General features: G+C 59.8%; 17 protein-coding genes. 7 read left to right on the top strand and 10 right to left on the bottom strand.

Annotated elements, in window-relative coordinates; translation table 11 throughout:
• Window positions 1–23 precede the first annotated feature (23 nt).
• Entirely contained in the window at window positions 24–611 is a 588-nt protein-coding gene (locus C5750_RS22820; protein ID WP_105737087.1) for a biotin transporter BioY, read from the bottom strand.
• Between the two features lie 105 nt (window positions 612–716).
• On the opposite strand from C5750_RS22820, the gene C5750_RS22815 reads away from it, so the two are divergent.
• Entirely contained in the window at window positions 717–1,622 is a 906-nt protein-coding gene (locus tag C5750_RS22815) for an MBL fold metallo-hydrolase (protein WP_105737085.1), read from the top strand.
• Here C5750_RS22815 and C5750_RS22810 read toward each other — a convergent pair.
• Window positions 1,607–2,407: a DUF1499 domain-containing protein gene (locus C5750_RS22810; protein ID WP_105737083.1), complete on the bottom strand. Its 801-nt coding sequence runs from the start codon at window positions 2,405–2,407 to the stop codon at window positions 1,607–1,609. The genes C5750_RS22815 and C5750_RS22810 overlap by 16 nt on opposite strands.
• Before the next feature lie 118 nt (window positions 2,408–2,525).
• Entirely contained in the window at window positions 2,526–4,910 is a 2,385-nt protein-coding gene (locus C5750_RS22805; protein WP_105737081.1) for a phosphocholine-specific phospholipase C, read from the bottom strand.
• A 649-nt stretch (window positions 4,911–5,559) separates the two neighbouring features.
• Between C5750_RS22805 and C5750_RS22795 the strand changes: the two genes are divergently transcribed.
• Window positions 5,560–5,901, top strand: a complete 342-nt coding sequence (locus tag C5750_RS22795) for a hypothetical protein (RefSeq protein WP_105737077.1) — start codon at window positions 5,560–5,562, stop codon at window positions 5,899–5,901.
• A gap of 92 nt (window positions 5,902–5,993) precedes the next feature.
• On the top strand, window positions 5,994–7,388 hold the full coding sequence (locus C5750_RS22790) for an aminotransferase (protein ID WP_105737075.1): 1,395 nt from the start codon (window positions 5,994–5,996) through the stop codon (window positions 7,386–7,388).
• Between the two features lie 49 nt (window positions 7,389–7,437).
• On the opposite strand, the gene C5750_RS22785 is transcribed toward C5750_RS22790, so the two are convergent.
• Window positions 7,438–8,796: an esterase-like activity of phytase family protein gene (locus C5750_RS22785; RefSeq protein WP_105737073.1), complete on the bottom strand. Its 1,359-nt coding sequence runs from the start codon at window positions 8,794–8,796 to the stop codon at window positions 7,438–7,440.
• Window positions 8,797–9,044: 248 nt separating this feature from the next.
• On the opposite strand from C5750_RS22785, the gene C5750_RS22780 reads away from it, so the two are divergent.
• Window positions 9,045–9,509 carry a GNAT family N-acetyltransferase gene (locus tag C5750_RS22780; protein WP_105737071.1) on the top strand — a complete coding sequence of 155 codons (465 nt, stop codon included), beginning with the start codon at window positions 9,045–9,047 and terminating at the stop codon, window positions 9,507–9,509.
• On the opposite strand, the gene C5750_RS22775 is transcribed toward C5750_RS22780, so the two are convergent.
• The 3 genes from C5750_RS22775 to C5750_RS22765 all read right to left on the bottom strand — a co-directional run bounded on the left by C5750_RS22775 (window position 9,506) and on the right by C5750_RS22765 (window position 12,508).
• Window positions 9,506–10,765 carry an RNA polymerase sigma factor gene (locus tag C5750_RS22775; protein WP_105737070.1) on the bottom strand — a complete coding sequence of 420 codons (1,260 nt, stop codon included), beginning with the start codon at window positions 10,763–10,765 and terminating at the stop codon, window positions 9,506–9,508. The genes C5750_RS22780 and C5750_RS22775 overlap by 4 nt on opposite strands.
• Window positions 10,766–10,818: 53 nt before the next feature.
• Complete coding sequence (locus C5750_RS22770; protein ID WP_105737068.1) at window positions 10,819–11,229, bottom strand: YciI family protein; 411 nt, start codon at window positions 11,227–11,229, stop codon at window positions 10,819–10,821.
• Between the two features lie 133 nt (window positions 11,230–11,362).
• Window positions 11,363–12,508, bottom strand: coding sequence for a citrate synthase (locus tag C5750_RS22765; protein ID WP_105737066.1), 1,146 nt, complete (start codon window positions 12,506–12,508; stop codon window positions 11,363–11,365).
• Between the two features lie 87 nt (window positions 12,509–12,595).
• On the opposite strand from C5750_RS22765, the gene C5750_RS22760 reads away from it, so the two are divergent.
• Together C5750_RS22760 and C5750_RS22755 are read left to right on the top strand one after the other, a co-directional pair.
• Window positions 12,596–13,687: a citrate synthase/methylcitrate synthase gene (locus tag C5750_RS22760; RefSeq protein WP_105737064.1), complete on the top strand. Its 1,092-nt coding sequence runs from the start codon at window positions 12,596–12,598 to the stop codon at window positions 13,685–13,687.
• A 305-nt stretch (window positions 13,688–13,992) separates the two neighbouring features.
• Window positions 13,993–14,322 (top strand): hypothetical protein, encoded by a 330-nt coding sequence (locus C5750_RS22755; RefSeq protein ID WP_245421224.1) that lies wholly within the window; start codon window positions 13,993–13,995, stop codon window positions 14,320–14,322.
• 73 nt (window positions 14,323–14,395) lie between these two features.
• Here the strand turns inward: C5750_RS22755 and C5750_RS22750 are convergent, their stop codons facing one another.
• Both C5750_RS22750 and gnd read right to left on the bottom strand, forming a co-directional pair.
• Window positions 14,396–15,391 (bottom strand): OmpA family protein, encoded by a 996-nt coding sequence (locus C5750_RS22750; protein ID WP_105737060.1) that lies wholly within the window; start codon window positions 15,389–15,391, stop codon window positions 14,396–14,398.
• A gap of 337 nt (window positions 15,392–15,728) precedes the next feature.
• Window positions 15,729–16,751 carry a phosphogluconate dehydrogenase (NAD(+)-dependent, decarboxylating) gene (gene gnd, locus C5750_RS22745; protein ID WP_105737058.1) on the bottom strand — a complete coding sequence of 341 codons (1,023 nt, stop codon included), beginning with the start codon at window positions 16,749–16,751 and terminating at the stop codon, window positions 15,729–15,731.
• Between the two features lie 330 nt (window positions 16,752–17,081).
• Between gnd and C5750_RS22740 the strand changes: the two genes are divergently transcribed.
• Window positions 17,082–18,116, top strand: a complete 1,035-nt coding sequence (locus C5750_RS22740; protein WP_245421215.1) for a calcium:cation antiporter — start codon at window positions 17,082–17,084, stop codon at window positions 18,114–18,116.
• Here the strand turns inward: C5750_RS22740 and C5750_RS22735 are convergent.
• Window positions 18,106–19,005, bottom strand: coding sequence for a LysR family transcriptional regulator (locus C5750_RS22735; RefSeq protein WP_105737351.1), 900 nt, complete (start codon window positions 19,003–19,005; stop codon window positions 18,106–18,108). The two genes, C5750_RS22740 and C5750_RS22735, sit on opposite strands and share 11 nt — an antisense overlap.
• Window positions 19,006–19,127 lie beyond the last annotated feature (122 nt).

Raw genomic sequence — 19,127 nt, 5'->3', positions numbered from 1 at the left:
AGAGGGGGCGCCAACAAACGGTATCAGCGGCGCTTGAGCAGCGAACCGACGGCCGGGACAATGGCGGCGGCCAGAGCCAGCTTCAGGATATCGGCAATGATGAACGGTCCAACGCCAAAGGCAAAGGCCTTCTCGAAGCCGAAGAGGTAAGCCATCCAGAGGAAGCCGAGGCTGAGGATGATCGCTTCACCGGCGAGCATGGCGACGCCCATAACAACGGGGTTGCGGGCAAAGCCCTTGTCAGCGGCAAGACCGACAACCCAGGCGGCGGCGAGATAGGCGATGAGATAGCCGCCGGTGGAGCTGACCATATAGGCAAGGCCGATGCCCTTTTCCGGCGTTCCGGTGAAAACCGGCATGCCGAGCGCCCCTTCCAGCAGGTAAAGCGCCATGGTGGCCACGGCCAGGCGCGAGCCATAGGCGGCGGCGATGGCGAAGACGGCAAAGGTCTGCATGGTGACATTGACGAAAACCATGTCGATCTTGGTCTTGGCGGCAAGGGTCATCAGCGCCGTGCCGATGAGGGCAAGCGAGACAAACCATACGGCTTTGGCCAGCTGGCCTTCCGGCTGGAAGGTTTCGGCAAGGGAACGGGTCTGGGCAGCAATCATGTTCTATCCTCCGGATCGGCTTTCGCCACGCGTTGAAACGGGTATATTGGGGATGACGCCGCTGTGCAATATGCGCAAGGCCATACACAAGGTCCGCACGCTCCCATGTCCCTCGTTTTCGACAGTTCTTTTGCGCCGCATTATGGCGAGGCCGTCGAGATTGCGCCTGATATCAAGCGCATCACGGTCAACAACCCCAGCCCCTTCACTTTTTTCGGCACCAACAGTTATCTGATCGGCCGCGATACGCTGGCATTGATCGATCCCGGTCCGCTTGACGAGGCCCATCACGCGACGCTGCTGCATGCCATCGCCGGCCGGCCGGTCAGCCATATCTTTGTCAGCCACACGCACCGCGACCACTCGCCGCTCGCGACGGTTTTGAAAGATGAGCTTGGCGCTACGCTGGTGGCGGAAGGTCCGCACCGCCCGGCCCGGCCGCTGCACACCGGCGAAATCAACCTGCTCGATGCCAGCGGCGATTATGACTTCGTGCCCGATATCGCCGCTGCCGACAATTCCGTCATTGCAGGCGATGGCTGGGCGCTGCGGACCATCCATACGCCCGGCCATACGGCCAACCATGTGGTGTTCGGGCTTGAGGGAACGGACATCCTGTTTTCCGCCGACCATGTGATGGCCTGGGCCACCTCCATCGTGGCGCCGCCCGATGGCTCGATGTCAGACTATATGGCCTCGCTCGACCGGCTCCTCGAGCGGCATGACCGGGTCTATCTTCCCGGCCATGGCGGTGCGGTGACCAAGCCGAAAACCTTCGTGCGCGGCCTGAAAGCCCACCGCAAGATGCGCGAGCGCGCCGTGCTCGAACGGGTCAAGCTTGGCGACCGGACGATCGCCGCCATGGTCAAGGTCATCTACCGGGAAACCGACCCGCGCCTGCACGGCGCGGCGGGACTGTCGGTACTCGCCCATCTGGAAGATCTCGTTGCCCGCGGCAAGGTGCACACCGAGGGCAATGCCTCCATCGATGGCGTTTACTGGGCCGGTTGAGTGGTGTCTTCTTCAGGCTGGGCGTTCTGCACCTGCGCATCGAGATCTGCCATGAACTGGGCAATGCGGCTGGCATTTTCGCCGAGATCGTGAATACCGTAGCGCGAGACCGATCGCATATCGACATAGGTGGTCTCGCCCTCGTCGCTCAGGCGGATGACCACATCGCTGGTGAAGCCCAGCAGCCAGGTCCGCGCCACGACTTCCATCAGTATTTCCTCGTCATCGCCGGGCACGCCCTTCTGATCGATGATGGTCCAGCCATTGTTGGTGATCACCGTCACGGCGGCGTCGAGAATGCGGTCGGGCGAACCTTCGTAGCGGCGGCCCGTCACTTCCGGATAGGCTTTGGTCTGCAGGGCGCGGCCGTGCGGATCGTTGACCAGCGGGTTCATGCGGTCCGTCCGCTGACCGGCAAGGGCAAACAGTGCCGGCGGCTCGGTGACATCCGTCGACACATCATAGATCGCCGGCAGGGTCATTGCCTGATAGACCGTCGTGACAAATGGCCCGAGCACCACCAGCGCGATCACCGCGCCCCAGAAGGCCGACGGTCCGCCGCGGTCGCCGCGGCGCCACAGGCTGGTGAATCCCTTGATGGCAAGCAGCAGCGCCAGCACCGCGAGGGCTGCCACGATGGCCAGCAGCCAGAGAAACTCCGGTGTTTCGATTCGCTCGAAGCGATGCCCGAGGCCGGACAGGACAAACAGAATGGCCGACAGGAACGCAATCCGCACCGACCATTTGGCGGAAATCGATTGGCGGCGTCGAATGTGGTGTCGCATGGAGTCCTGTCATGGCTGGTCTGTGACTGACATGAACAGCTAACCGTATTTCCCCCATGAGACAAGCATTGGAACGGCAGGCTCTGCGGGTGCGTGCCGTTGCCAAGGCTCCTGCCCGCTAGACCACAGCCGGGATATAAACTCGCGTCACCTCGTCATAGATCATCCCGATGGCGGGATCGGTCCTGCTCATCTTGCCGTTCTCGATATGCCCGGCATAGCGGCGCAGAAACTTGCTGTCCGTGTTCACCGCATCGACGAAGGACACATCGTACCAGCCGTCCTCGGTGGCGACATCAACACGCTTGGTGCCATTGGGAATCATCGTTTCCTTACCGGTATAGGCGTTGATCAGTTTGAGTGTTCCATTGGCCGTGGGCCAATTTGGAAAATGAAAGCTGAGTATTTTGCCGCCTTCATCTCGCGACAGGTTGTAATGGAAATTGAAGGCAGCCTCGGTGGGACTTTCCAGGTTGCCGAGAGCCTCGACCAGATAGCCGTTAGGCCCATGCACGGCACAGCGATAGTCGGATTGCGCATTTAAAAGAAATAAGTTGTCTTTGAGCGTGACCTGATAGCCGCCTGGCCGCTTTCCTTCCATGCTATAGAGAAACGTGGTACCCAGCTGATCATAGGTGTAAAGCGTAAGCGACACACCCAGTTTTCCTGCATTGACGCATGAAAACCTTAGGCTTGCGGGAAAAGATCCGCGGGCTGGCAAAACTGCAAAGCTGACCTGAAAATCATAATCCACCGGCAACAGATCGCATTGTGTTCGATCCTGCTTCATCGCCGTTGGCTTGTTGACATCCGGATCGGCATTGACGTCCGAGTTTTGTGGGGAGAAGTAAGCTTTTTCTTTTGCTTTTGCGTCTGTTTGTTCTTTTTTGGTGAAAATTTTCGTTGGCACCGTTTTATCAACGAATGTATCCATCGCCTCCGTTGCCTCGCTGTTGAAATTGAACGTACTGGTCAGATCGCCAGCGATGGCCTTTCGCCAGGAAGACACGTTCGGAAAGCTAGGCCCTTTGGAATATTCCCCCTTTGCAGCAAAGCGTTTTTCGATCCAGGTATCAAGGAACGATATAAATGAGGTATGATCAAACACTTCGGAACAAACACGCCCGCCCGCACTCCATGGAGAAATAACCAGCAACGGGACGCGCATGCCCATGCCTAAGGGCCGCGTGGACTCCCGCTCTTGCTTTTCACTTTCAGTTTCTTTGGCATCATTCGGCTTATCCTTGCTGGCATTTTCCGAATTGAAATCACGTCCTTCTTCTTTCCCTGCTTCGTTTGATTTCGTCGTGGTTATCTTTATGCCTTCCGATAAAAAATTGGCAGGAAGGCCTGCCGATGCAAAAAAATCCATGCCGGTCACAGGGGGCACAGGTGGTGGCACGTGATCGAAAAAGCCGCCATTCTCGTCATAGGTTATGAACAGTGCCGTCTTTTTCCAGACGTCCTTGTTGGCCAGGAGCGCCCGCAAAATCTCATTTACATAATACTCGCCAAAGTGCGGTGGATATTTCGGATGTTCACAAAAAGCCTCCGGGGCAACGATCCACGAAACTGCGGGGAGCGCGTTGTCGCTGATATCCTTTTCGAATTGCGACGGCGTATTGACCTCAGTCCTTAAAACCGAATTGACGCTCTGGTTTTTTTTATAAATGGCAGTGGTTTTCTCCTTGTATTGTTTGAAATATTCAAGGGTATTGTCGCCGTAATTTCCGGCAAATTGGTCTGTTGTCCACTTCAAACCGTCCTGATAGAATTTCCAGCTGACACCGCGTTCTTCCAAACTCTCAGGATAGGACTTCCAGTCGGACCGAGGACCATTCCCGATACCGCTGAAATACGAATTGGCGGCCTTACCGTTGCATGTCCCGGTCCAGAAATAACTGCGGTTGGAGTCGGTTGCGCCGTTATGCGAGCAAAAATAGGCGTCACAAATGGTAAAGGCCCTGGCCAGCTTGAAATAAAGCGGAATATCCCGCTCGGTATAATGGGCCATCGACACAATACCCTTCTGCGGTATCCACTGGTCCATCAGGCCGTTGTTCCACGCGGCAAGACCGCTCTTGTAGTCATGGGCCGGGTCTTGTAGAAAAACACCACCCGCAGCGCCCTCCCCGTCGGGCGTGGCACCCTGCGGCAGTTGATACGGCTTTGTAATGCTCCCGTCCTTGCTGTAGTCACCGTCTTGCAATTGCTCCCATACAGGTTTGCCGTTGCGCAGCTGCAATGGCCGGGGATCACCAAACCCTCGTACGCCGCGCAAGGTGCCGAAGTAGTGATCGAAGGACCGGTTCTCCTGCATGAGGATGACAACGTGCTCGATATCAGCGAGCGATCCCTTCCGGCAATGAGCCGAAGCGGTTAGCATATCTTTGACAATGGTCGTACTTGCCAGTGCTTCCTGCATATAGGTGGAACATGCCGCATAGGCGGCGGTGTTGACGCCGGCAATGCCGAGCATCTTGATAAAATCACGTCTTTCCATATTGGCGTCCTGATTTGATAATATATTGAAATAATTTGATTTATTGAAAAATGAGCAACTTTGCGTCAGCTGGAATGCATCACTGACAAAGTTCGGCCTCGGACTGCAACCGTGCCTGTTCCGTAGCCTTCAGACGATCAAGCTCACCCTGAAGCCGTGCTCTTTCGGCTTCGCTCACGGCAAGATCAGCATTCTCATTCGTAAGCCTGGCAATCTGGTTCTTCAACTCGTCGAATTGGTCTGCGGCGAATGTGGATGGCGACTCCGTGCTTGGGGCAGGCTGTTCGGTATCGGAACAGCCAACGAGAAGCAGCAATGAAAACAACGGATAAAATCGAGACTTCAAAATCCCCTCCGATCAATGAATATGCGTTTGAAAATGCCGTGTCTGAAAAATGAAACTGGTTCTTAAATTCATATGGGGCCATCGGACGTGAATGCCCGCACGAAAGGATGCCTTGATCACACCTTAGCGCAAAATCCGGCAATATCCAGCAACCGGCCACACCATCGAACCATCTCAACCGTTTACACTTTATGAGTAGATCGGCTGTCACATAGCTGACATCATCGCCCCGGTGATTCAGGGCAGGATAGAAGGCGGGCAAGCAAGCCGCTTTTACAACGCAAAATGACGAGGCCGGATAGAATGCCTGAGACTGGCAAAGCGGTTTCGCTTGAAGTTGTCGAGATCGAACTGGCGCTTGGCGCACAGGATATTGTTGCCGACGGTTTCGAAGGCGTTTTGCAGAAGGCTGCGGCCCTCGTCGGCGGGGAGGTTGTTTTCAACATTCGCGCGCCGGAGGACGGAGACCAGCAGCGCATTGCCGCCATTTCCGTATCGGACGGCGCCGCCGACCAGCTTGTTTTTGTCATGCTGGGCAATGACGGCACCAGCCTTGCCGTTTCGGCCGAAGACGATGAAACCACGCTGCTCACCCGGCTCGGCAAGGATTACGCGGCCGTGATGAAGGGCCTTCGCCCGGAATAACGGCGCAGGCGGTGTTTTCTTTCGCAAGCCGCTTTGCTCTTTCCGGCAAGTCTGGCTAAGCTCGCTCCATCCCTCACAGATGGAGTCAGCAAATGGCGAGCAGCCGCCCCCTTACAAATGTCCAGCAGCGCGATATCGATTCGATCCTGCATCCCTATACCCCTCTCCATAAATTGCAGGATCAAGGACCGCTGGTGATGGGCCATGCCAAGGGGGTCTATATCTATGACACGCAGGGCAAGGAATATATCGAGGGCATGGCGGGCCTGTGGTGCGCCGGTCTCGGCTTTGGCGACGAGGAAATGATCGACGCGGCGACCGAGCAGCTGCGCACGCTGCCCTATTACCACCTCTTCGGCGGCAAGGGCATGGAACCGGCGATCGAGCTTGCCGAAAAGCTCAAGGAAATTGCGCCTGTTCCGATCTCCAAGGTTTTCTATACCTCGTCGGGCTCCGAAGCCAATGACACGCAGGTCAAGCTCGCCTGGTACTACAACAACGCGCTGGGCCGGCCGAAAAAGAAAAAGATCATCTCGCGCGTCAAGGCCTATCATGGCGTGACCATCATGGCCGCGTCGCTGACCGGCCTGCCCTATAATCACAAGGGCTGGGACCTTCCCGTGGAAGGCATCCTGCACACCGACTGTCCGCATTACTACCGTTTCGGCCAGGCAGGCGAAAGCGAGGCGGAATTCGTGGCGCGCCTTGCCGATTCGCTGCGCGACATGATCGAGCGCGAAGGTCCCGACACCATCGCCGCCTTCATTGCCGAGCCGGTGATGGGAGCGGGCGGCGTACTGGTGCCGCCATCGGGCTATTTCGCCGCCATCGAACCGATCCTGCGCGAGCACGACATCCTGATCATCGCCGACGAGGTCATCAACGGTTTCGGCCGCACCGGCCACTGGTGGGGCAGCCAGACTGTCGGCATGACGCCGACAACCATTTCGGCGGCCAAGCAGCTGACATCGGCCTATGCGCCGCTCGGCGCCGTGCTGGTGCCCGAAGACGTCTACCAGGCCTATGTGGATCACAGCGCCCAGATCGGCACCTTCGGCCACGGTTTCACCTATGGCGGCCACCCCTTGAGCTGTGCGCTCGGGGTCAAGGCCATCGAAATCTACCAGCGCCGCAATATTGTCGACTATGTGCGCAGCCTGACGCCAACCTTCGAAGCACGCCTGAAAAAGGTCATCGACCATCCGCTGGTCGGCGAAGTGCGCAATTCCGGCCTGATGGGCGCGGTGGAACTGGTGGCTGACAAGGCAACCAAACGCTCCTTCGATCCGGCGCACGGCGTCGGCGCACAGCTCGCCCGCTTCCTCGAAGGCCACGGCGCGGTGCTGCGAGCCATCGGCGATTCCATCGCCTTCTGCCCGCCGATGATCATCACGGAAGCGGAGCTGAACGAGCTTTTCAACCGCTTCGAACTGGCATTGGCCGATACGGAAGAGCATGTCGCGAAGAACAATCTGCGCGCACAATAAACCTGGATCTTAAAAAAGCCGGGGCGGCTCGCGCCGCCCCGAAATCATTTCAGCGTGCCTTGAGGAAATCGCCGACTTCCAGCAGGACGAATTCATTGTCATCGGCCTTGTCGACGGCACGTCCGGCCGAGAACGGCAGGTTGTTGTCGTTGCCGACGATGATGTGGCTGGCATCGACGACGTCAACATTCTCGATGGTGACGAACGGCATGTCGTAAAAGCCCTCGCCGCCGCCCTGGCGCTTCCTGTTGTCAGGATCGGCGATGTTGAGAAGATCGATGTAGCCGATCTTGCGCACGGCGGCGCCAACATTCTGGTCGGTCATTTCGATCTTGTAGATGCGCTTGACCTTGGACGGTACATCGAAGCAATCGGGCTTTGGCGTCTTCGGGTCGGCGCAGGCCTTTGCCGCGGTACCCGCACCATTGTCGCGTTCGATCACCAGCGCAGTCGTGTCATCGATCATGTTGAAATCACCGATCGCCTCGCCGCCCGGTGCCAGCGGATAAAGCCAGCTGCGGCCGGTCCAGTTCTTCGATGCAACGTCGAATTCGATGACGCGCAGCGCCGGCTGGCCGTCGACCTTTTCCACCACGCCGTCATCGCCGAACAGCGGGCCTTCGAGCAGGCCGTAGAGTTTCTTGCCGTCCTTCGACTGTGCCAGCCCCTCAAAGCCGCCGGAGCGCTTGAGGTTGAATGCCGGGTTCTTCAGCGTCGGATTGGCCGGCAGGGTGATGGCCGGATTGTCTGGCGAACGAACAGCGCGATCGCCGACCTTGGTGGCGATGACGTCGGTGATCTTGCCGTCGCGGGTCACCTTGACGAGATAGGGGCCGAACTCTTCGCCGATCCAGAAGCCGTCGGCGACGGGCTGGATCGATTCGACATCGAGATCACTGCCGGTGAGATAGCGGGTATCGCTGCCTTCCATGACGATCGGGAACGGGATTTTCTTGTCCGGATCACGCAGGAACACGGTTTCCTTGCGCTCGACCGTGCCTTTGTCCCAATTGAAAGCGAGATGATGCAGCATCAGCATGGCATCGGGCGAATTCAGCTTGGTGCCGAAACCGTTATCGGACAGCGACCAGTAGGTGCCGTCACCGACCGCCTTGATACCGGAAAATCCCTGTACCGGCTGGCCGTCGAACGGCAGGCTGAGGCCGGTCAGCCGCACCCCGTCCTTGCCGGGAACGGTCGCCAGACCTTCCGCCCGCTTGCGGTCGGCGGTGGTGAACTTGCCCGACGTCTTCAGGTGTTCCGGCGCATCGTCCGGTGCCTTGATGATCGTGTTGGCGGGCAGGATGGCATGGGAGACGAGTTTCGCCTTGAATTCCTGATCCGCGGCCAGGGCCGAGGCAGGAATCAGAAAGGAAGCGGAAAGCAGAGCGGCAAATAGAGGTCGCATGGGGTTCACCTGAGATTCGAGTACGTGGATCGAGCCCGCAGGAATAGGTGCCGCGCATCTCTGCCGTTTGACTGTTGTGTGAAGTTTTGGTGACGCCGGGGGCGGCAGTCAGGGGGGAGATTGCGCGCCGCGGACTCCTCCGCCGCCCCGGGTCCGGCCAGCTTGTGTTCAACGGGCCCAATCACACATTGGTTTTGCAGCCGGTTTTGGCTAATCCTGTCCATACCGAGAATCGCCGGAGAGCCGTATTGACCGACCCCCTCATCCGCAAGGCCACAACAGCCGATCTCCCTGCCATTGTCGCGCTTCTGGCGGATGATCCGCTCGGCAGCCAGCGCGAGGTTGTCTGCGATCCCATCGATGCGCGTTATCACGCCGCCTTTGCCGCCATCGACAGCGACCCGAACCAGCTTCTGGTTGTGGCGGCAGACGGAGCGCAGGTTGTCGGCTGTGCCCAGATCACCTTCATCCCCGGATTGTCGCGCACCGGCATGTGGCGCGGGCAGATCGAAAGCGTGCGGATCGCGGCAACGCACCGGCGCGGCGGTCTCGGCCGGCGCATGTTTGAATGGGCCATCGACGCCTGCCGCGAACGCCAGTGCGGCCTGGTGCAGCTCACCACCGACAAGACCCGGCCCGACGCCGCGCGCTTCTATGAAGCACTGGGATTTGTCGCCAGCCATGAGGGCATGAAGCTCTCACTGCAACACTAGGCACAGGAAGCGGCGCGCTCCAGCAGGATTGTACGCTCGCGGGCATTGCGTGTGAGACCTGCGGCCCGCTCGAACTCAACCCGCGCCTCATCGGGCCGGTCGAGCTTGAGCAAGAGATCGCCGCGAATGCCTGGCAGGAGGTGATACCCCTGCAGTGACGGTTCACCGGCCAGCTGGTCGATGAGGTCGAGCCCGGCCTGTGGCCCGAAGGCCATGGAAAGAGCCACAGCCCGGTTCAGCTCGACGACGGGTGATGGCGTCAGCCGGGCCAGCAGTTCATAGAGCGCGGCAATCCGCACCCAGTCGGTCTCCCCGGCCGTGCGTGCCCGCGCATGACAGGCAGCGATCGCCGCTTGCAGGCCATAGGCACCATACGTGCCATTCGGGTTTTCGGCCCGTTCCAGAGCCGAAAGCCCGCGCCGGATCAGCAGCTGGTCCCAGCGCGCCCGGTTCTGGTCGAGCAGCAGGACCGGTTCACCCGACGGTCCGACCCGCGCGGCAAAACGCGAGGCCTGAATTTCCATGAGCGCAATCAGCCCGTGCACCTCCGGTTCATCCGGCATCAGCCCGGCAAGGATGCGCCCCAGCCGCATGGCTTCCTGTGCCAGCTGCGGTCTGATCCAGTCATCCCCTGCCGTCGCCGAATAGCCTTCGTTGAAGATGAGGTAAAGCACCGCAAGCACCGAAGCGAGGCGCTCACCCCGGTCTTTGCCGCGCGGCACCTCGAAGGGAATGTTCGCCTCGGATAACGTGCGCTTGGCCCGGACAATGCGCTGGGCGACGGTTGCCTCCGGCGTGAGAAAGGCACGGGCAATCTCCTCCGTCGTCAACCCGCCGATCATGCGCAGGGTCAGCGCCGTGCGCGCCTCGGCCGATAGCACAGGATGGCAGGCGGTGAAGATGAGGCTGAGCATGTCGTCGCCGATGTCATCGTCGAGCGCCGTGTCGAAATCCGGCATGGCGGCCTGTTCGATTTCCGCATCATAGCCCAATTCGTCATGCTTGCGCCTGAGCATTTTGTTGCGGCGGAAATGGTCGATGGCCCGGCGTTTGCCGGTAACCATCAGCCATGCGGCGGGATTGCGCGGGATGCCCTCCGACGGCCAGTGACGCAGTGCGGTGATCAGCGCTTCCTGCGCCAGTTCCTCGGCAAGCCCGACATCCCTGACAATGCGGGCAAGCCCGGCAATGATCCGGGCCTGCTCGATTTTCCATACGGTTTCGATGGCGCGATGGGTTTCTGCAGCAGTGGTCATAAGGACCGATCACATCACCTTCGGCGCCGCCGCGCAAGATCGCGCTGCCGGGCTCAGGTCTTCTGGCCAGCGCCCATCTCGCGAAAGCGGTCGATGGCTTCGAGTTCGCCGAAATCTTCAAGCTCAAACATCTGCCGGATTTCGATCTCGCCCTTGTCCAGATGCGGATTGGGAAAACGATTGGCCCATTCAATCGCCTCTTCGCGCGTCTTCACCTGGATGATGGTGTAACCTGCCACCAGTTCCTTGGCTTCGGTAAACGGCCCGTCGATCACCGTCCGCTTGCCGCCGGAATACTGAATCTTCCAGCCCTTTGAAGTCGGTTGAAGCCCATTGGCGTCGAGCAGCACGCCCGCTTTCGCCAGCTGCTCGTGATAGTCGGCCATGGCGCTGAACAATTCTTCGGGGGGCATGACGCCAGCTTCCGAATCTTTCGTGGCCTTCACCAGAATCATGAATCGCATTGCCGTTTCTCCTTCGGATGGGGCGGCCGGATGGTCCAGCGCTTGAAAAACCCTCGCTCCGGTGACACGACGAGCGGGGTTCGCCAATATCGACATATCGCCCGATTTTTTTCCAGGCACCAGATGGCAGGCGTCAGGTCATGGACAAAGGCGGGCCGGTATAACGGGCACGCGGGCGGATGAGCTGGTTCATCGACTGCTGTTCCAGAATATGGGCAATCCAGCCAACGGAACGGGCGATGGCGAAGAGAATGACCGGTGCAGGCGGAGGGAGCGCAAAGGCATCCGTCATGGCTGCGAGGGCAAAATCAATATTGGGCTGCTCGCCGGTCAACAGCTCCGTTACCGCGCGGATCTCTTGATAGACCGGTCCCGGTTTGAACTGCTCCAGCAGGGCCCTGGCACGCTCATCGCCCATGGGATAGAGCGGATGCGCAAAGGCCGGGATGGCCCTGCCCTGGGCCAGGGATTCGCGCACCGCATGCTCCGTGCCGGCGGCCTGTGCGGAACGGGCCAGGGCCTGGACGCTGAGATAGGCTTCGCCGTGCAGCGGTCCGGTCAGCGTGGCAAGACCGGCAAGCATACCAGCCGAAAGCGGCGCTCCGGTCGAGGCGGCCACGCGGGCGGCAAAGGTCGAGGCGTTGAGCTCATGATCGGCCAATAGAACCAGCGCCCGGCGGATGCAGTCTTCCGCCGCCGGGGCCTGCCACAGCCGCGCCAGACGGATGTGGACAGGCAGGCCGGCGTTGTCAGCACCAAGCATCGCCGCGACGACGTCAGCAAGAATCCCGGATGCCTCGGCAATCAGCACGGCACGCGACCGCCCATAGGCAGGCAGATCCGTTGCGGCGCGCCGGGCAAGGGCAACCATCGCCGCTTCCAGCGGGCGGTCCGGCAGGTGCACGGCATGGGCTGGCAGGGGGAAGGCGATGCCGTCCGTCTCCCACAACAGCGCTGCAACCTGTTCCAGCGTCGATGTGACGGCCAGCGCGGACGCATCCCTGCCGCGATACCACAGACGCCCGTCGGCAATGGTCGAGATGCTCGATGGCAGCACCGGATCACCCCAGCCGATGGCCTCGGCAGCGACATTGGCCACCGTGCGCCGCCCGGCCTTGCGCCCGGCGAGGCGTTTCACATCCTCGCTCTTGTAAAGGCTGCGGCGCGGGTCCTGCGGATCGGGCTTGGCCTGAATACGCCCCCGGCTGACATTGGCGTAAAGGGTCTGCGGCTGAACGCCAAGGGCCGCCAGCGCCTGCGATGCCGTCAACCACGCCATGGAACCTCACATTGATCATTTACGTCAAGATTGACGTCAATCATAGCGCATATCATCCTGTGGCGGAAACAAAAACTGGAGTTTGCCATGAAAAACGGTCTTGATGATGTTGTCGCCACAGAAACCACGCTATCGGATGTTGACGGGCTTGGAGGCATATTGATCATTCGCGGCCGGTCGCTGGATGAATTGGCCGGCGTTGTCTCCTATGAGGAACTGCTGGCGCTGCTGCTGTCGGATGCCTTTGACGAAAAGCCCGATGCGGATGGCCTGCGCAGACGCATCGGCCTTGCCCGGCAGGAGATTTTCCGCACGATCCCCGACGCTGCCGCACCCTTGCTCACGCTGCCGGTCACCGATGCGGTGCGTGCGCTGACCGCCCAATTCACCGATGGCGATGACCTTGCCACCGCCCTGCGCCTGATCGCGGCTCCCGCCGTGTTCACGCCGGCGCTCATCCGGCTGAAGAACGGGCAGACGCCTGTCGCGCCGGACCCCTCGCTCAGCCATGCCGCGGATATATTGCACATGCTGCACGGACGAACCGTCACGCCGCAGGAAGCCGCCGCGCTCGATACCTATCTCGTCACGGTCAGCGACCACGGCATGAATGCCTCGACATTTGCGGCACGCGTGGTGGCATCCACCCATGCGGGACTGGTATCCTCCGTGCTGGCGGCATTCGGCGCGCTCAAGGGACCGCTGCATGGCGGTGCACCGGGACCGGTTCTCGATATGCTCGACGCCATAGGCACACCCGACAACGCCGAAACCTGGCTGGAAAAGGCACTGGATGACGGCGAGCGGCTGATGGGCTTTGGCCACCGCATCTACCGGGTGCGTGATCCGCGCGCCGATGCATTGATGCAGGCGCTGCGGCGGCTGGCCGGAACGGGCAATCATGGCGCGGGCCGCTTCAAGCTGGCGGAGGGCGTCGAAGCGGCGGCTTTGCGCATCCTCGCACGCCGCAAGCCCGACCGCCCGCTCAAGACCAATGTGGAATTCTACACGGCACTCCTGCTGGAAACGCTTGGTTTTCCCAGGGACAGCTTTACCAGCGTCTTCGCCATGGGGCGGGTGGGCGGCTGGATCGCCCATGCAAGGGAGCAGACCCAGCATGGCCGGCTGATTCGCCCGCAATCGCGCTATACCGGACCGCGCCCGATCAAGGCTGCATGAGGTTTTTCAAAGAAATGCGATGGCGGAAACGGCCTAAACCGGCCACCCGCCATCACATGTTCGTGTCAAACTCCGAAAACGAGGTAAATTCCTGTAATTGCACCAGTAATGTTCAACCTTAGATAGTATTTTTACTCTCTGAAAAGAGCTTTTGGTGGTATTCTGCTGATGGACTCAAGTGCACCGTCTTTGGACATTCAAAAGGAGCAACTGGGATCATGACACAGCTTTTCAATCGCCTGTCTCTGGCACTCGCCATAACGCTCTCCACCACCCCCTATGCGCTGGCCGGCCCGCTGACCACCATGGATGATGTCGGCAAAGCGCTTCATGCCTGCTGGACAGCACCGGAGGGTTCACAAAAATCCACGGTGACGCTCAGCTTCAGCTTCAAGCGCGACGGTTCGCTGATTGGCCCGCCCCGGGCCACGGCGATCGATTTTCCGGGCAAGGACGCTGCGGCGCGCAAATCATTTGTCGACGCGGCCATTTCGGCGGTCAAGCATTGCACACCACTGACATTGTCACCGGAACTGGCGCAGGGCATTGGCGGCCAGGTCTTCACCATGCAGTTTGTTTCGCCCGACGCCTGCGGCGGGGACTGCAACCGTGAAGCCAGCGTGCGGCCAAACTGACGGGCAGTCGCTGCACAGCAAAAAGGCGGCTCGATGAACCGCCTTTCCCATTCTGTCCAACAGCACGCCAACGCTACTGGCGATGAAGCTCCACGCGGCGGTTCTTGGCCCGTCCGGCTTCGTCATCATTCGATGCGACAGGCGACTGCAAGCCCTCTCCCTTCGCCTGGAGGCGGTTGGCCGCAACACTGTAGGTGCTGACCAGATCGGCAACAACCGCATCGGCCCGCGCCTTTGACAACTGCATGTTGAAATCAGCGCCGCCAATATTGTCGGTATGGCCGACCACATCGAGTTTCTCGTTCGGCTGCTCTTTCAGAAACTTGGCGATCTCATCGAGGCTCGGACGCGATTCCGGCTTGATGGACGCCTTGTTGAAATCGAAATGAATGCCGTAGAGCAGAACCTTGCCCGCCGTATCGAGGCTCTTGCTGATTTCCGAAGCGGAAACCACCACCATCTCATCGGTCAGCTTGCCAACCTGAAGCGAGTCGAGGCGGACATAGACCTGCCCCTTGACCGCGTCGAATTCCGGCACATAACCGTCTTCGAATTCGATGACATAGAGCGCGATGTAGGTTTTGACGCCGCCTTCTTCCTTGACGGCCGCCACATAACGCGCCTCGTCCGGGCTGTAGCCGAAAAGCTGGCCGCCGGGGCCTTTTTCGCCAAAGACGTTCTCCAGTTGATAGGTGTCGGCCTGTTTGGCCTGGAACAGGACCTTGTAGCCCGCCGATTGCAGATCGTTCATGTAGTTGCGGAACACTTCGGCCGAGGACGGTCCGGCAGGGACGGAATAGACATTCTGCGTCAGACGGCCTTCCAGTGCTTCCTTGCTGGCAAAATCCGATTTGGCGGAGTCATCCTCGTTCTTGACCCATTTTCCGGTCGGCAGGGTATATTCCGCGAAGTTGCGCGCGTCGCACAACATGATCGACGACCCTTCAAAGCGCTTGATACCGGGGAGATCCTTGCAGCCCGGCTTGTCTGCCGCATGGGCGGACGATGCGATGAAAACGGCCATGAACATGAGTGCCGCGAAGACTCCACTGCAGAGTTTCGATGTCATGAGTATCTCCAAAATGATGTGACGCTGCTGCGCTGCCGGTCTGAAATCCTGGGCCGATCGCGCTGCAGGATTGCTTTATAAGAACACAAAAATCATTTCGCAATACACGAAACATATCCTGCGTTCACCATTGAATGATCGAACGAAAAGCCGGAACTTACCGATATTACGGGTGTTAGATCACAGTTTCGCTACATGCGAGATGCCAGGCTTCCGCCAATGAAAATGTTGAAACAAATAGCAAAATACAAAAACAATAGTTCGAAAATTTCTGCGTAATTTACTGATAACTCTGGTCCGGCCTGATAGCGAGGCCGGACCAGCTGCGCACGGGGCCTCAGGTTTTGGAAGCGGGTTTCTCCACATGGCCGCCAAACTCGCTGCGCATGGCCGACAGCACCTTGTTGGCGAAGTCGGCATTGCCGCGCGAGCTGAAACGCTCCTGCAGCGCCGCGCTGAGAACCGGCGTGGGCACGGCCTCGTCAATGGCGGCGATGGCTGTCCAGCGCCCCTCACCCGAGTCGGAGACGCGCCCCTGGAAATTCGACAGGGTCGGGTCGTCGTTCAGCGCGTCGGCGGTCAAATCCAGCAACCAGGAGCTGATCACGCTGCCACGGCGCCAGACCTCGGCGATCTGCGGCAGGTCGAAACTGTATTGGTAATGCTCCGGATGCAGGAGTGGCGTGGTTTCCGCGTCCACCTCATGCGAGCGCAGGCCGATATCCGCATTGCGCAGGATGTTCAGGCCCTCCGCATAGGCTGCCATCAAACCATATTCGATGCCATTATGGACCATCTTGACGAAGTGGCCGGCACCATTGGCGCCGCAGTGGAGATAACCGAGCGGAGCCGTGCTCTTGCCCGGCGCAGCCACGGCTGGCGCTGCCGGGTCATTGCCGCCCGGCGCCAGCGAGGCGAACACGGGCGAGAGATGCTCCACCACGTCCTTTTCGCCGCCGATCATCAGGCAATAGCCGCGCTCAAGCCCGAAGACGCCGCCGCTGGTGCCGACATCGACATAGTGCAGGCCTTTTGTCTTCAATTCGCCGCCACGGCGGATATCGTCGTGATAATAGGAATTGCCGCCATCGATGATGATATCACCCGCATCCAGCAGGGGCACAAGCCTGGCGAGGACGCTGTCGACGACGGCGGCGGGCAGCATCAGCCAGACGGCGCGCGGCTTGGCCAGAAGCGAGACGAATTCCTCCAGCACGACCGTCCCGGTCGCGCCCTGCTTCTGCAGGTCCGCCATGCTTTCGGCACGGGTGTCGTGAACCACAAGGGCGTGACCACGCTTCATGAGGCGCTGCGCCATGTTGGCGCCCATGCGCCCTAACCCAATCATGCCAAGCTGCATTTCATTCTCCTTGGAGTGTTTGCAATCCATCGGGAAACCCGCGGGTCCCGTCAGGTGCAAGTTAGGCAGACCGGACCGCGGACACAAGCAAGCCTTGCGTCATAAGCGCGTGATTGCAGCGGCAGCGATACCGGCAAGCGTTCGCTGGCAAAGCGAAATCTCTGATAAAGCGTCAGAAAATCGTAAAATCGCCGGCAATTTCCTGTATAGATTCCGCACGATGACTTGCTACCTCAACCCGATGAAGGAGGGCCGATGATATCCGGATGGATCAGATTGATAGTCGCTTGGGCAACAGTGGGTGCCTTTCTCGTTTTCGGATATGGCTGGATGGCCGATCTGAGTTCGGTGATGAAAGCTTCGTTTCTGTTTGTCTGGTTGTTCGGCGTCATCATCTGGTCGGCCTTCGGCGTCGTGCATGAAGCGGAGGAACTGGCGGAACTGCTGGGCGAACCGCTCGGAACGCTCATTCTCACCCTCTCCATCGTCATCATCGAAGTGGTGCTCATCAGCGCCGTGATGCTGAGTTCGGACGCGCCGACGCTCGGCCGCGACACGATGTTCGCGGTGCTGATGATCGTTTTGAACGGCGTGGTCGGCCTTGGCCTGCTCATTGGCGGGTTGCGCTACGGCCAGCAGGGCTACAATCTGCAGGGCGCGGCATCCTATCTCATCGTCATCATTCCGCTGACGGTCATCCCGCTGATCCTGCCGAACTTCACGGTTTCCACCAGCAACGGCTCCCTCACCGTGGTTCAATCGGTGTTCTTCTCGATTTTCACCATCGCCCTCTATGTGATTTTCCTCGTGCTGCAGACCGGGCGGCACCGCGACTTCTTTGTCTATCCCAAGGGAGATGAAGACGTTCTGCAGGCATCCCCCGAGGCCGAAGCGCCCCACGCGAAACCTGCCGGATCCATTGGCGGCCACACGCTGCTGCTGATCCTGAACATCCTGCCGATCGTGCTCTTGTCAAAGAGCCTGGCCTCGCTGCTCGACCATGGCATTGCCAGCTTCGGCGCGCCAACGGCCCTCGGCGGCTTGCTGATCGCCGCCATTGTCTTCACGCCGGAAGCCATCACCGCGCTTCGCGCCGTTTCGGGCAACGAATTGCAGCGCGCCGTCAATCTGTGCCTCGGCGCGGCAACCTCGACCGTCGGCCTGACGGTGCCGGCCGTGCTTGCCATCAGCCTGCTGACCGGCCAGACCGCGATTCTCGGACTGTCATCCACCGAAATGACCCTGCTGGCGGTGACGCTGATCCTCGGCACCCTGACCTTTTCCGGCCTGCGCACGACCGTGCTTGAAGGTGCGGTGCATCTGATGATCTTCTTCGTCTATCTCGTGCTGATCTTCAGCCCCTGACCGGCGCAAGATCGAGGTGTTCGGCGACGAAATCGACGAACACCCGCAGCTTGGGCGAGAGATAGCGGCTCGATGGCCAGAGCACGCGGAACGTGCCGGAAAACGGGATGAAGTCATCGAGAACGCTGACCAGCGTTCCAGCCCGCAGCTCATCCATTATGGTGAAATCCGGCAGGCAGGCGATGCCAAGCCCCTCCTGCGCCATGTGAATCTGCGGTGCTGACGTGTTGCAGACAAGGGTCGCAGGCAGGTCGAGTTCGACATCCCTGCCATCGCGGGACAGCGGCCAGAGTTGCAGTTTCCCGGTGGTCGGATAGCGGTAAAACAGGCAATGATGCCGCAACAGGTCCTCCGGCACTTCCGGTGTTCCCATGCGTGCGAAATAGTCCGGTGATCCGACGAGGCGCTTGCGGAACGAACCGAGCACCCGGGTCATCAGCCGCGAATCATTCGGCTCGCCGGTGCGCAGGACTGCGTCGAAACCGTCTTCGATCACGTCGACCAGCCGGTCCGAGCAGTCAATGTCCAGCTCGATGTCGGGATAGGCGCGCATGAAGGCGGACAGCACCGGCATCATCAGCCGGTCCGCAATTGGCATGCTGACACGCAACCTGCCGCGCGGCGCCTCATTGGCCTGCGACAATTCCAGTTCAGCCGCCTCGATCTCGCAGAAAATGCGGCGGCACCGCTCCAGGAACAGCGAGCCTTCGGGCGTCAGCGTGATGCTGCGGGTACTGCGGTGAAAAAGCCGGGCGCCAAGCCGCTCCTCCAGCCGCGCTATGGATTTGCCGATGGCAGAGGGGGAAACACCGAGGTGGCGGCCGGCGGCGACGAAACTGCGGTATTCGGCGGCCTGCACGAAGGCATTCCATGAACCCAGATTATCCATCGACATCACCTCCTTATTGCCGACAAAAATGTCGCTTGTGAAAGGAACTATAGCCTGTTTTTCCGCTTTGCGAAGATGACTAGGTTCGGTTTCCCCAGCAGGTGTGAAGCTTTGCACTGCAA

The sequence above is a fragment of the Phyllobacterium myrsinacearum genome (assembly GCF_002980555.1).
GTDB lineage: Bacteria > Pseudomonadota > Alphaproteobacteria > Rhizobiales > Rhizobiaceae > Phyllobacterium > Phyllobacterium myrsinacearum.
Note: the sequence above shows the minus strand (reverse complement) of the source record. Positions and strands in the feature narration are given on the sequence as shown.